The sequence below is a fragment of the Pseudarthrobacter sp. PvP004 genome (assembly GCF_017876035.1).
Lineage (GTDB): Bacteria > Actinomycetota > Actinomycetes > Actinomycetales > Micrococcaceae > Arthrobacter > Arthrobacter aurescens_A.
This window is the reverse complement of record NZ_JAGINL010000001.1, coordinates 4,480,714-4,493,477: the sequence shown is the minus strand read 5'-3', so window position 1 is coordinate 4,493,477 and position 12,764 is coordinate 4,480,714. Positions and strand designations below refer to the sequence as shown.

Genomic DNA, 12,764 nt, shown 5'->3' with positions numbered 1-12,764 from the left:
CGACTCAACGATGCAGCGGGGCTTAGCCCTCAGCTTTGCCTCGTCGCCAGTAACCCATGAACGCAACCTGCTTGCGGTCAATGCCAACGTCCCGCACCAGGTACCGCCGCATTTCCTTGATCACGAACGCTTCTCCGGCGATCCATGCGTAGAACGGCAGGGCGCCGGCGGGAAGGGTGGGGTTTTTGCTGGCTTCGATGGCTGCGGTATCCATGCGCTGCGGGGTTTCCCAGAGGATGTCCTGGTCCACGTTGACGTCTTCGGGTTCGGGTCCGGCGGCGGTCCCGTCGCCCTTGATGCCTACCCAGCCGGGCACAGGAACTGCCTTGGTTACGGCTTCTTTGAGGAGTTCGCCGTGGGGACGGGAGCGTCCGATGGCAGCTCCGCGTGCGAGCCAGGTGATTTCGATGTCGGCTTCGGTGGAGAGGTCTTGGAAGTCGCCGGCTTCTGGTACCTCAAGGAAGGCGTGCCCGGTCATGTCGGCGGGGAGGCTTTCGAGGATGGCGCTGATGGCGGGGACGGCGGTTTCGTCGCCGGCCAGGAGTATGCGCTGGGCGAGGCCCGGACGCCATTCGATACCGCCGTAGGCACCGGCCGTGGTGCACTGGGCTGCGCGGTTGTTGGGGCCGATGATGGTCAGGGCGTCGCCGGGCTTGGCTGCTTTGGCCCAATTGGCGGCGGGTCCACCGTGGCCGGCGTCGTCGAAGTGCATGACGAAGTCGATGTCGATCTCGGGGTAGACGGCGTCGAGACGCTCAGAGCGCACGGTATAGGTGCGCATGTCACCACGGACGGACGGGTCCATGGCCAACCATTCCTGGTACCAACCGGCTTCTTCCATCTTGAACGGAGGCAGCGGGATCTGCTGGCCGGAGGCGTCGAAGGACGGGATCATCAGCTTCACGCGGAGGTCCAAAGTGTCCCCTGCAACGCCGAAGTCTCGCAGTGAGTAGCCACCAAACGTGATCCGGCGGAAGTTGGGGCTGAGCTCCTGCACGGCCGTCACTGTGACGTCGAAGGCGAGGGTCATGGGCTCCACGGCGGCACTTGCTTTGGCCTGTGTTGGTTGTGCACTCATGAGGCGATCTCCAGTTCGTTGGTTGAAGCGGGGCGTGCGTGGTGGCGTCCGATGGGGACGATGAGCGGTGTGCCTGAGATGGGATCCGGAACCACTCGGGATTCCAGGCCGAAAACGTTGAAGACCAGTTCCTCCGTCACCACCACCGGCGCCGGACCTTCGGCCACGATGCACCCGCCTTTCATGGCGATGACATGGTCTGCGTAGCGTGCGGCGAGGTTGAGGTCGTGGAGCACGATCGCCACCGTGGTGCCGCGGCTTCGGTTGAGGTCCGTGATCAGGTCCAGGACTTCCACTTGGTGGGCAAGGTCCAGGTACGTGGTGGGTTCGTCCAACAGCAGGACGTCGGTTTCCTGCGCCAGTGCCATGGCGATCCAAACCCGTTGGCGTTGCCCGCCTGACAGTTCGTCGATGCTGCGGTCGGCGAGTTCCAGCGTGGAGGTGGCGTCGAGCGCGCGCTGCACCGCGGCGTCGTCGGCTGCGCTCCAGCTGCGGAAGAAGCCTTGGTGGGGGTAGCGGCCGCGGCCTACGAGGTCCCGGACGGTGATGCCGTCAGGAGCGGTGGGGTGCTGCGGCAGGAGGCCGAGTGTCCGGGCGAGTTCGCGGGCGGGCCGGGTGTGGATGTCCTTGCCGTCCAAGGTCACCGTGCCGCGGGCGGGCTTGAGCAGCCGCGAAAGACCGCGCAGCAGGGTGGACTTGCCGCAGGCGTTGGCGCCCACGATCATGGTCACTTTGCCTTCGGGGATTTCGGTGGAGAGTCCCTCCACAACCTTGCGTGCCTCGTATTGGAGCGTCAGGTCCTGGGCATTAAGGATGGCCATGTCAGGCTTCCTTTCGGTTCGACGTGACCAGCAGCCACAGCAGGAAGGGTGCACCGAGGGCGCCGGTGATGACGCCGACCGGGAGGACGGTTCCGTCGAGGATGACGGGGGCGATGTTGGAGGCGAGGAAGTCGGCCATCAGTACGATCAGCGCACCGGTGAGGGCCGACGCCGGGAGGCTGGGTTTGCGGACGATGCGGCGGGCAATCGGGCCGGCGAGGAAAGCAACGAACGCCACCGGACCGGCGGCAGCAGTTGCGACGGCGGCAAGCCCGACGGCGGTCAGCACCAGTCCCAGCCGGGCGGCGTTGACCTTGATGCCAAGGCCCGCGGCTGCGTCGTCTCCGAGTTCGAGGATGCGCAGCGGGCCGGCGAGGGCAATGACGGCGGGGAGCAGGACCAGCAAGGAGACTCCGAGGACGCCTGCGCGCTCCCAGTTGGAGGAGTTCAGGGAGCCGTTGAGCCAGATGAGGGCGTCGGCTGCGGTGCGGATGTCCGCACGGGTCATAAGGAAGTTGACCACTGCGTGAAGTGCAGCAGCGATGCCAACGCCTGCAAGGATCAGGCGGTTGCCTGCGGCGTTGCCCCGGCTGCCTCCGCCCGCGCCCGAGCCGTTGCGGGAGATCGCGTAGATGATGGCCGCGACGCCGAGCGCTCCGCCAAGGGCGGCCCAGGAAACTACCGCTCCGGAGGCACCGAAGATCACGATTGCCGTTACGGCCGCCGCGCTGGCGCCGTAGCTGATGCCGATGATGTCCGGGCTGGCCAGCGGGTTGCGCAGCATGGTCTGGAACAGGGCGCCGGCCAGGCCGAAGGCGATGCCGATCATGGTTCCAACGACTGCCCGGGGCAGCTTGTGTTCCATCACGATGAAGCTGGCGCCGGGGATTTTCTCGCCGCCGGTCAGGTGGTTGATGACGATGGTGAAGAAGTCCGGGATGGTCACGGTGTAGCTGCCCAGGAGCACGTAGACCGCGAACATGACGATGACGGCGAGCCCGAGGAAAAACGTTGGGCTCAGCACGCGCCGAAGTGACAATTGATGACCATGTTTGCCCGCATCATTGGCATTAAGTGCCAACTCGGTGGGGAGTTTGTGAACAGTCGTCACAGTCCAGCCCCCTTTCCGCGGCGGATGAGCCAGACGAAGACCGGGGCCCCAATGATCGCGGTCATGATGCCTGCAGGGACTTCGCCCGGGAGAAGGATCACGCGGCCGATGATGTCGGCGGTAATCAGCAGGATGGGGGCCGCAACGGCGGAGAACGGCAGGATCCAGCGGTAGTCCGGCCCGGTCAGCGAGCGGACAGCGTGGGGAATGACCAAGCCGAGGAAGGCGATGGGTCCGGCCACGGCAGTGGCGGATCCACAGAGCAGCACGATTCCCAACCCGGTGATGCTGCGGGCCAGGGTGACGTTTTGGCCGAGGCCGCGGGCAATGTCGTCGCCCAGGGCCAGGCTGTTCAAAATGCGACCGCCGGCCAGGACAATCACGGCCCCGACTGCGAGGAACGGCAGCGCGGGTAGGAGGACGGACCAGTCACGTCCGCCAACGGTGCCCACTTGCCAGAACCGGAAACGGTCAAAGGTGTCCTGGCTGGAGACCAGGATGACGTTCATCAGGGAGAACAGGCCGGCGCTCAGGGCCGCACCCGCCAAGGCGAGCTTGACCGGCGTCGCACCGTCGCGTCCCCTGGATGCGATGGCATAAACCACGACGGCGGCCGCTGCGGCGCCGATGAAAGCGAACCAGATGTAGCCGGACAGCGAGCCGATGCCGAAAACGTAGATCCCCACGACGACAGCAAGGGCAGCACCGGCATTGAGTCCCAGGATGCCGGGATCGGCCAGTGGGTTACGGGCCACGCCCTGCATTGCTGCGCCCGCCAAGCCTAGTGCGGCGCCGGCGAGCAGGCCCAGCACGGTGCGGGGAATCCGGGCGATGACCACCGCGTGGTTACCATCTGCCGGATTGAAGTTGGTGAGTGCTTCCCAAACGGTACTAAGGGGCAGCCCCCGTGCGCCGACCGCCAGGGATGCGACGCAAACTGCTGCGAGTACGACGACGGCGGCCAGCAGCCAAGCGGTGCGCTTGCCTGCCGCGCCTCGGGAACCGGTTCCCCTTCGGGTTCCCACGGCGCCAGGGGTGACGCCTCCCGGGCCAGCCGACACCGAAGTGCCGTTGCCCCGCCCCTGGACTGCCGTCGTCGTACTCAGTTTCATTGCAGTTACTTGCCGGCTGCGTCTGCTGCTGCGCCCAGCTGCGGCAGGAACGTGTCCAATGCCCACGGCAGGCTCAGCGGCGATGAAGCGGAGAGCGACAAGGTAAGGCTCGAGTTCGTGTCAGCGATGAAGGAGCCCTTCTTGACGGCAGGAATCTGGCTGAAGAGCGGGTCAGCCTTGATGGTGTCGGCGGTGGCAGTGTCCGCGACCCAGGTGATGAAGACATCGGAATCGAGCTCGTTGGCCTTCTCAGCGGACCACGGGATGAAGAAGTCCGTGGACGTCTTGGTGTTCTGCGTAACCACGGGAGCGAGCTTCATGCCGATTTCGGAGAGGAAGCGCGGGCGGTTGTCGATGGCCGTGTAGAAGCCGGTGGAAGCAGGCGTCACTGGATCGAGGTTGCCGTAGATGAAGGTCTTGTCCTTGATCTGCGGGTACTTGGAGACCTTGTCCTGGATGGTGGCCTCGGTGTCCTCGATCAGCTTCTTGGCCTCGGCTTCCTTGCCGAGGGCCTTGCCGATGATGGTGGTGCTTTCCTGCCATGGCGTACCAAAAGCGAGCTCCGGCTGTGCCACAACGGGGGCGATTTCGCTGAGCTTCTTGTAATCAGCCTCTTCCAGGCCCGAATATGCGGCCAGGATAACGTCCGGGCTGAGCTTTGCGATCTCGGTGAAGTTGATGCCGTCAGCCTCGGAGAACTGGACCGGAGCCTTGTCGGTGCCAAAACCGGCGCCGAGCTTCTCCAGTGCTGCGTCCTTCCAAGGTGTTGAGCCCTTGTCGTTGTTGCCCCACTCGTTCTTCGGAACACCAACGGGGACAACGCCCAAGGCGATCGCGACGTCATCATTGACCCACGAGACGGTAACTACGCGCTTGGGCTGTTCCTTGATGGTGGTCTCACCAAAAACATTCTTGATGGTCACCGGGAAAGCCGCGGATGCTGCCTCGGAAGAGGCTGGAGCCGAGGTGGAGGGGCCGGTGGAGCAGCCAGTGAGGGAAAGAGCGACGGCGGCCAGGGCGGCCGTCGCGGTTCCTGCTGTTTTCAGCAGGGCGCGGCGTGGGAGAAGGGAAGCCACGGGACTCCTTAAGTAAGTGATGCGAACCTAAGTAAGGCTAGCCTAGCCTGCCGATAATTAAGAAACGTTTGCGTCACGTAATCCTCCCACTGGGGCGGATAACCGTCCAGCATGACGCAGGTCACACCCTCTCTCACATCCCACGCCCTTCAGCCGGACCCTCTCTCACGTCCCACGCCCTTCAGCCGGACCCTCTCTCAGTGGACATCTGCCCGGAAGTTTTGAAAGTATTAGCGGCAGCGGACTACCGCTTCTTTGGATAATGACGAGGGGATGAGCGTGCGCACTGTTCCAGTTGCCGCAGCCATGGTTGGCGAGGTGGCCGCTTTGGCCTGCTTGGCACTCCCCCGCGCGTCGGCATCTTTTTAGGTTTCCAGGCACCCGCCCCTTATTGAGGGCCTCAAAGCTGTGCCGCTTTCCTTCCTCGGATGACCGACGCCTTCAGCCATTTCCCGCACGCCCATCATCAGCCTGCGGACGTCGACCATTTCCGAAAGAAGCTTTGCCATGCAGAAAATCACTGCCCAACAGATCCGTTCGTCCTTCATTAACGCCAGTCGTTCCGAGGCCGCCAAGCTGAACCTCCCCCGCGACTTCGACTCCCTGGACTGGGACAACTTGGAGTTCCTCGGTTGGCGCGACGAGAAAATGCCCCAGCGCGGCTACCTCGTGGTTCAGTACCGGGGCAAGCTCACCGGGATCATGCTCCGTGCTCCTGAAGGCGGGTCCGGGAAGAGGCGCGTAGTCCTCTGCGAACTGTGCCGCGACGTGTTCTCCAAGGACGACGTTTACCTGTGGGTCGCCAAGAAGGCCGGGCAATCCGGCAAGGACGGGAACACAGTGGGGACACTGATCTGCGCCGACTTCGGCTGCAGCGCCAACGTGCGCAAGGAACCGCCCGCCAACGAGATCAACCCGGACCCGGCCGCCGTCGTCGTTCGCCACATCGCAGGACTGGAATCCAGGACCGAACAGTTCCTGGACCGCGTCCGCGCCAAGTAGGCCAATGTAGCTGGCAGTAGTGGTTGTCATGAGGGCTCAGAACAACCACTACTGCCAGTCAGTTGGGTGCCACGGACCCTACCGCAGGACGATGTCCACGGGGTTTGCCTCCGACCGCCACGCCCCGGGCTCGCCTGGCCCGGCAATGACTGGAGCCGTGAGCACTCCCGAGCGGTTGGTGCGCTTGTCCCGGAGGATTTCAGTGACGGAGCCAAGGTGCCTCGACAGGTCAATGACGTTCTCCGGAGCGGCCAGCAGCAACTGGAACCCGAACTCGTGGAGTGCTTTGATGCCGGCGCCGGCGAATTCTTCGGAAGCCAGCACGAACGCCTCGTCCATCATCACCGTGCCGTAAGTGGTGAATCCTTGCTCGGCGATGCCCAACTGGTAGCTCAGCGCAGCGGCCATGATGAACGCCGTGAAACGCTGGCGCTCACCGCCGGACATGGACCCGGTATCGGCGTGCATGAAGACATCGGTCTTCTTCTTGCCTGCTTTGCCGGAGCCACCGGCTTTGCCCGATTTCGGGGCTACCTCGCGGTGTTCCTTGCACTGAATGAACAGGTGCCCGCGGACGTCCAGCACCTCAGCCCGCCAGCGCCGATCCTCCGGCGTCTGGGATCCGAGCCGCTTCACCAGGGTCTCCAACGATTTATAGCGCGCAGTGAGCTCGGCGTCGTCGTCGATTTCTGCCGTTGAACCAGCGGCGGCGGCACGCGAGGGCCTGGTGTGCTTCGCCTTCAGGGCGTTTTGGATCGCATCCTTGAATTGCTTGGCCGTGGCCGGGAGCGTCTGCTTGATGTCCAGTTCCAGGAAGCTGCCCTCATGGAAGTTCACCTGGGACAGGATGCCGTTGAGCGGCAGGATGCGGCTGGTGATGCTGCGGCGCTCCTCATCCAGCAAATGCAGGAGCGTGCTGAACGACTCGTGCGTGCGCTGGTTGAAGAACAACCGGAACTCGGCCTCTTGGGCGGGTAGGCCGTCACTCACGATCGCGTGGTAGCGGGATTCGAAGTCCCCGGCCGCGCCGATCGACGTTCCGTGGTCCGCGCTGATGGCGCTTCCCCAGTCGCGAACGAATGCTTCGAACATACGGGTCAATCGTTCGGCTGTGGCCTGGCCGCGCGATTCCGCGGCGTGCAGCTCGTCGAGCAGCTTGTTGCGGACACTGTTGGCCAAGTTGTCGAGTTCGTACAGCTCGGAAACCTCAGCGGCACCACCGAAGTACGGTTCCAGCGCGGTGACGGTGGAAGCCGACGGCGGTGTCTGCTCAAGCTTCAGCCTCGCCGCATCGAGCAGGCCGTCAGCGGTTGTCATCTTGTGGTCCAGCGCTTTGTACTCGCTCTGGAGCACAGCGGCGGCGCCTGTGGAGGACTGGTGCTTTTCGCGCACGGCTTCGATGTTGGCACGCAACGGCTCAAGGTCCGCCTGCGCGGCCAAAGCATCCGTCAGGCGTTGTTCGATTCGAGCAAGTTCGTCCGCGGCCACGGCTGCGGACACTTGTTCCCAGGGCCGTTCGTCTTCAGCGACGCGACGCAGAGCTTCGAGCTGCCGGGCCATGCCTTGGTGCGAATCCTCGCGGCTTTGTGCAAGTTCCGCGGCCTTGACGAGCTCGTTTTCCAGCTCCCCCACTCGCGCGGCGACCAGTTCAAGCTTGGAGGCGTTATCGAAACCGAGGACGTAATCCTGCCGGCTCGTGAACCGGTCGTCCTTCTCCACAGTGTGCCTGTTGCGTTTGACCACGCCACCCAGGCTCAGGCCCTTGTCCATCGAGGCAAGCTCATCCGGATCCTCGACACACGGGTAGGCGAAGTCCAAGGCGATCCGCTCGCGGATCCACTCACCGGCGTCGGCATTGGCACCCGAGGTAAGGATGCTCAACTTAGTCAAGAGATCGCCGTCGGACACGTCCTCCACAGCCAGCGCACCGCCGGCGAGTGGCTTGGAAACATCAACAGCGCGCAGCGCGCCCCGGACGGTGTTGTCGTTCAAGTAACGGGTGACCGCCGCGAAGTGCTCGCCGGGAACCAGCAAAGTGGTAGCGAGGTTGCGCAACGCCCGTTCGGCAGCGGGACGCCACTGATCCTGCCCTTCGGCGAGGTCGATCAGCTCACCGCCAAACGGCATCCGCTCTTCCGGGACGCCTGTTGCGGCTGCGATGGCGGCGCGGTTTTCAATACTCGACGGCGGCAGCAGGGACTTGCGCGATCGCAACGACAACAGCTCCTGCTGAGCCGCCGCAAGCTCTCGTTTCTTCGTGGCATGGCCGTCGAACGCCTCGAAACGAAGCTCCTTGAGCGCTTCCGAATCGTCCTTCAACTCGGCCGAGCGGGCAGCTGCCTGCTCATGCGCCTGATCCCAGCCCTCGGCCGACCATTCAAGGTTAAGTCCGGCGTCGGCCAACGCCTTCTTGGCCGAATCCTCAACCTGCTGGCGCAGCTTCAGGCCAACCTTGGCGTTCTCCAACGACTGCTCAATCGCCGAAATCGCGTTGCCGCCGCGGTTGTTGTAATCCAGTTCAAGGTCACGGAGGTCTTTGGACAAGGCGTCCCGCACTGTGCGCTCAGCCGCCAATTCCTGGGCCTTGGACTGGGCCAACTCCTTGAAACGGGCCAGCGTCTTGGCGTGGACTGTGACCGCAAGCTGCTGCTTGTAGGCCTCAAATTCCTCCCCGGCCAGCTCCCGGAGGCGGTTCGCGTCCAGCAACGCCTGCGCGTACTCCTTGTTCAACCCGGGAACCGGAGCCAACTGGTCACGCTGCTGCCGAACGTCTTCCAACCTCTGCCGGATGGACATCAGGTTGCTGAACTCTTCCACCACATCATCAGCGGCAGCCAACGTGGCCGGAGCGTCGAGCACCTGATCGCGGAAGAACGTATTCACGCTGCCGCCCAAGCCCTTACCGGCCTGGATCACGCGAAGCAAAGGAAGTGCCTGGTCCGAGTTGATCCCGAGCAAGCGACGGAAGCGCTCCGCGAACGCCTTGTGCACATCGAAGACCTGCCCGTCCGGGAAGATCGACTCCAGCGCGCCCTTGGTGAACCGCTTCTGCGCAATCCCCTCGATCGCTTCAAGGTCCAACGGCTTGCTGTCGATCACATAAAAACGCCCGACACTCGACTCCGTGCCATTCTTCGGCAAGTCGAACAGCGCCGACACCGTCACCTTCGTGCCGGCCGCATTATCAAACGTCAACGCGACGGCGGACCACGTGGCACCGGGGCGCTGGAAGGCACTCGCCGAGCTGTCTCCGACCGCCTTATCACCAACCTTGCCGCGCATGTACGTGAACGTGGTCCTCTTGTCCTCCACAGCACCGCCGGAACGCTGTGCAGCGGCCTCGTTGGAGCGCGGGCGGGCATCAAAAACGCGGAGCATCGCATCAAAGAGAGTCGACTTACCCACGCCCGAGTTACCGGTCAGGAGGGTTCCCTTGCGGTCCACGTGCATGGTGTGGGCTCCATGGAACGTGCCCCAGTTGACCACCTGCACCAACGCGAGGCGCATCTGGCCGGGGTTCGTGAGCTCGCCGAGCGGGAGCATGCTTGCGATGGTCACTTCTGTGTCCCGTCAGTCGTGGTTGCGTCCGCGGCGGTGCTTACGTCAGCGCGGTCGTCACCTTCAGGGTCGTCGTCCACGTCATCACCTGAGGGGTTGGGTTGGTTGGAGTCGGAGGAGTCGAGATCCAGCAACGGTTCTGTTCCGGATTCGTCAGCTGCTACTGCTATCAGGGCCTCTATTTGGGCCGGGATGTCGCCGATGTTTTCGAACGGGAGGGCCAGAGGGAGGGCGTTGCTGATGGTGTACGTGTCGTCCAGCGGGGTGGGGAGGATGAGTTGGCGTGCCAGGAGTTTGGTGATGGTGCGGGTGACCACGTCGGAGTCGCGGAGGGCGTCTTGTTGGCCCGCGGGTGTGTAGTTGGCGACGAGGTCGGAGATTTCTTCGCGGGTGATGGTCGGGTCTGTTTGGGCTGTGACGTGGCGGTCCAGCAGGAGGCGTAGTCGCAGCAACACAATGGTTTCCACGCGGCTCAGGGCGCGCTGCTGCCTGAGGATGCTGGAGCGGGAGCTGGCGCCGATGACTTCCGGGTCCACGGGGCGAAGGACCGCGATTTTGCGGTCGTGATCGAGCTGGAGGGTGAGGAACAGCTCGGAGAGGCGGCTGCGGAGGATCAGTTGGTTGTCCAGCAGCGTGGTCCACAGTTTCTCGTCGCGGCCACCGTCGATGTAGGGCCCCTTCAGCAGTTTCACCAGTGCATGCCGCACCTTCATGGGCAGCACACCAGTGTCGCCGGGGAAGAGCGCGGCGCCGTCCACGAAGGTGTCCCGCGGAGTAATGCGGAACGGATCCGCGTGGCTGACCTCGGGAGCCGGCTCAGCCTCGACACCGACTTCAGCCACCGCTTCGGTGACTTGTTCCGCTTCGGTGACGTCCGTCGTCGTGATTTCCTCAGTCATCAGAATCCTCATTCAGCGAGACGACAGGCAAGTACGCCGTGCGGATGCTGCCGTCGATTTGTTCGAAGTCGATGTGTTCCCATGCGGCCCTGTCGAAGGCGGCGCCCGTTTGCAGCGCCATGGACAGCAGGGTTCGCACAGTGTTGATGTGCCGTTCTTCGGCGGGCAGGTTTTCCCAGGCGTCGCCCAGCGTGGCTGCACCGGCCATGGCTGCCCGAACCACCGCGGGTTTTGCTTTTCCGGTGCGCGCTGACCGCACCCGGTCCGAGTCGCTGAAGGCGATGGGATCGGCCAGGCGCGGGGGTGTGGCAAATTCGTCGGGGTCGAAGAGTTTGACCATGGCCAACGACTCGAACCCGGCGTTGAACAGCACGGGCCCGCGGACCAGGCCGGGGCGGTCACGTTCGTAGGGCATGGATCGGATGGCTTGTTCGGCTTCGGCCAGCACCTTGCGCAGGCTGACTGATTGCCGGACGTCGTCGCTCTGGATGTAAGTGTTCAGGCTTTCGGAAAGCTTGCCGTAGATGCGCTGGATCTGGCTGTGCTGGGTGCGCAGTTCGGCAACCAGGTTTTTCAGCGTTTCGCGGTCCTCGTGGCTGAGGTCGTCCGCGAATTGCCGGCTCAGTACCTCGCCGATCGCCGAGCGGAACCGCAACTGCTGCTGCGGATCCTCCAGGAAAGCGGTGAATGAGCGGAAGGTACGGCCTTCCGGGCTCTGCCGCAGGCGCTTGTCGGCTTCCAGAACCTGGGCCATGGTGGCGCCCTTGCTCAGGGATTCTTCGATGATCTGGTTGCGGAGCTCGCCCACCAGTTCTTCGATGCGGTCACGCATTTTCTTGTAGTCGGCAGGCAGGCTGGCCGCGAGGTCAAGGATGTTGCCGGCCGCTTCAACGGCTTCCTCATCATCCAGGAGCCCGTCGAACTCGCCGGAACTGATGTCTTCCACCAGTTGCTGGCGCTCCTGGATTTCCTCTTCGAGGGCTTCCAGTCGTGCGCTCTGGTCAGGGTTGGTCTCGTTGGCGAGCTTCTCCACGTCGCCCAGCAGCGTGCCCAGCCGGGAACCGTTCAGAGTGGAACGCTCGCTGGAGAGGCTGTCCAGGAACGCAAGCACACGAGCCGCGGGTTCGGTGACTTCGTAAACGATCTGACCTGATTGGTTGCGCCGGGTCAGGAACTGTTTCCGGGTCCATTCGTCGCCAAAGAGCTTGCCGTTCTGCTGGCCACCCAGCGCCGGGTCCTGCCTTCGGAGCTGCTCCAGGAAAGCGTCGACGTCGGCATGGAACTCTTCCAGAGGAAGCTGCGGCCGGGTGCGGGTGAAGGATGCTTGCAGCACCGCGATCACCCACGGCGCCGACCGTGTCAGGGCCCACGCGGGGCCCCTGGTCAACTGTTCGAGGTCACGGAGCCGCGCGCTAATGGCATCGGCCGAGGACATGGCTGAACGGGACAACTACTCTCCTTCAGCTGCTGCGAAACCTGGCTGGCAGCGAAAACTGCCCCGTACAAGGTTAACGCAGAGCGTCGCGCGGGCCACCGGCAGGGCGAAGGTGCCGTCGAGCGCGCCTCACGAGCCGTCGTCGTGCCCGCCGGAAGCTTGCCCGCCGCAACCATTCCGTAACCTACCGTGCGGTATGGTTTCGATCCCATATCAACGCTGCCACGGCGCGCTTCTGCACTAGCCGGAAAGTACCCCCGCCCCTAGTGTCAGATCATCGACGCAGCCACGCCGCGTCAACCCACGCACCGTCGCCCCGGGGGGAACCATGGATTTCGACTTCACTGCGCTTGAAACAGCCACTTACGTATTCATTGGAACGCTGGTCTTCGCTGCAATTCTGGTGGCTTTTATCGCCGCCGCAGCAATGGCAACAATTATTCTCATCGGAGCAATGGGCATTGCCTGGTATTCCGTTAAGGCGGTGCTGGGTGGCCTGGTCCACGGCATTAACTTTGCGTGGGACCGAGTGGTTCACCACGCCGGACAGGTGGAAATTCCGGCGGAATTCCAGCCGCAGGTTTCCCCTAGCACGGGTAGCTACTCGCGGGTAGCATTGAGGGACAGCTGAAGGTTCGCACCTAAGGCGGACCCTGGCTCCATCCGGCAACA

General features: G+C 63.7%; 10 protein-coding genes. 2 read left to right on the top strand and 8 right to left on the bottom strand.

Annotated elements, in window-relative coordinates:
* Nucleotides 1–22 precede the first annotated feature (22 nt).
* Genes J3A64_RS20525 through J3A64_RS20505 form a run of 5 tightly spaced genes read right to left on the bottom strand, consistent with a single transcriptional unit; the run spans nucleotide 23 to nucleotide 5,198 of the window.
* A complete protein-coding gene (locus tag J3A64_RS20525; protein WP_210065665.1) occupies nucleotides 23–1,078 on the bottom strand; it encodes a siderophore-interacting protein in 1,056 nt (351 codons plus the stop codon).
* Nucleotides 1,075–1,899: an ABC transporter ATP-binding protein gene (locus J3A64_RS20520; RefSeq protein ID WP_210065664.1), complete on the bottom strand. Its 825-nt coding sequence runs from the start codon at nucleotides 1,897–1,899 to the stop codon at nucleotides 1,075–1,077. Before J3A64_RS20520 ends, J3A64_RS20525 begins: the two co-directional genes overlap by 4 nt.
* Nucleotide 1,900: 1 nt before the next feature.
* Nucleotides 1,901–3,010, bottom strand: coding sequence for an iron chelate uptake ABC transporter family permease subunit (locus J3A64_RS20515; RefSeq protein WP_210065663.1), 1,110 nt, complete (start codon nucleotides 3,008–3,010; stop codon nucleotides 1,901–1,903).
* A complete protein-coding gene (locus J3A64_RS20510) occupies nucleotides 3,007–4,122 on the bottom strand; it encodes an iron ABC transporter permease (RefSeq protein WP_210065662.1) in 1,116 nt (371 codons plus the stop codon). The genes J3A64_RS20515 and J3A64_RS20510 overlap by 4 nt, the downstream gene beginning before the upstream one ends.
* Nucleotides 4,123–4,127: 5 nt before the next feature.
* The gene (locus J3A64_RS20505) at nucleotides 4,128–5,198 is read right to left on the bottom strand and encodes an iron-siderophore ABC transporter substrate-binding protein (protein ID WP_011776371.1); all 1,071 of its coding nucleotides are present in this window, start codon (nucleotides 5,196–5,198) and stop codon (nucleotides 4,128–4,130) included.
* 507 nt (nucleotides 5,199–5,705) lie between these two features.
* On the opposite strand from J3A64_RS20505, the gene J3A64_RS20500 reads away from it, so the two are divergent.
* Nucleotides 5,706–6,200, top strand: a complete 495-nt coding sequence (locus J3A64_RS20500) for an FBP domain-containing protein (RefSeq protein WP_210065661.1) — start codon at nucleotides 5,706–5,708, stop codon at nucleotides 6,198–6,200.
* A 78-nt stretch (nucleotides 6,201–6,278) separates the two neighbouring features.
* On the opposite strand, the gene J3A64_RS20495 is transcribed toward J3A64_RS20500, so the two are convergent.
* From J3A64_RS20495 to J3A64_RS20485, 3 genes are read right to left on the bottom strand one after another with little or no spacing between them, the layout of a single operon-like run.
* Nucleotides 6,279–9,758, bottom strand: coding sequence for an ATP-binding protein (locus tag J3A64_RS20495; RefSeq protein WP_210065660.1), 3,480 nt, complete (start codon nucleotides 9,756–9,758; stop codon nucleotides 6,279–6,281).
* Nucleotides 9,755–10,657 (bottom strand): DUF4194 domain-containing protein, encoded by a 903-nt coding sequence (locus tag J3A64_RS20490; RefSeq protein WP_014923003.1) that lies wholly within the window; start codon nucleotides 10,655–10,657, stop codon nucleotides 9,755–9,757. The genes J3A64_RS20495 and J3A64_RS20490 overlap by 4 nt, the downstream gene beginning before the upstream one ends.
* Nucleotides 10,650–12,107, bottom strand: coding sequence for a DUF3375 family protein (locus J3A64_RS20485; RefSeq protein ID WP_043470754.1), 1,458 nt, complete (start codon nucleotides 12,105–12,107; stop codon nucleotides 10,650–10,652). The genes J3A64_RS20490 and J3A64_RS20485 overlap by 8 nt, the downstream gene beginning before the upstream one ends.
* A 313-nt stretch (nucleotides 12,108–12,420) precedes the next feature.
* Between J3A64_RS20485 and J3A64_RS20480 the strand changes: the two genes are divergently transcribed.
* Nucleotides 12,421–12,723: a hypothetical protein gene (locus J3A64_RS20480; RefSeq protein WP_011776376.1), complete on the top strand. Its 303-nt coding sequence runs from the start codon at nucleotides 12,421–12,423 to the stop codon at nucleotides 12,721–12,723.
* Nucleotides 12,724–12,764: the final 41 nt, after the last annotated feature.

What these genes read in the sequence shown, in the direction of transcription:
- J3A64_RS20525 (WP_210065665.1), bottom strand. Translation starts at nt 1,078, where the DNA reads ATGAGTGCACAACCAACACAGGCCAAAGCAAGTGCCGCCGTGGAGCCC.
- J3A64_RS20480 (WP_011776376.1), top strand. Translation starts at nt 12,421, where the DNA reads ATGGATTTCGACTTCACTGCGCTTGAAACAGCCACTTACGTATTCATT.
- J3A64_RS20500 (WP_210065661.1), top strand. Translation starts at nt 5,706, where the DNA reads ATGCAGAAAATCACTGCCCAACAGATCCGTTCGTCCTTCATTAACGCC.
- J3A64_RS20490 (WP_014923003.1), bottom strand. Translation starts at nt 10,657, where the DNA reads ATGACTGAGGAAATCACGACGACGGACGTCACCGAAGCGGAACAAGTC.
- J3A64_RS20510 (WP_210065662.1), bottom strand. Translation starts at nt 4,122, where the DNA reads ATGAAACTGAGTACGACGACGGCAGTCCAGGGGCGGGGCAACGGCACT.
- J3A64_RS20520 (WP_210065664.1), bottom strand. Translation starts at nt 1,899, where the DNA reads ATGGCCATCCTTAATGCCCAGGACCTGACGCTCCAATACGAGGCACGC.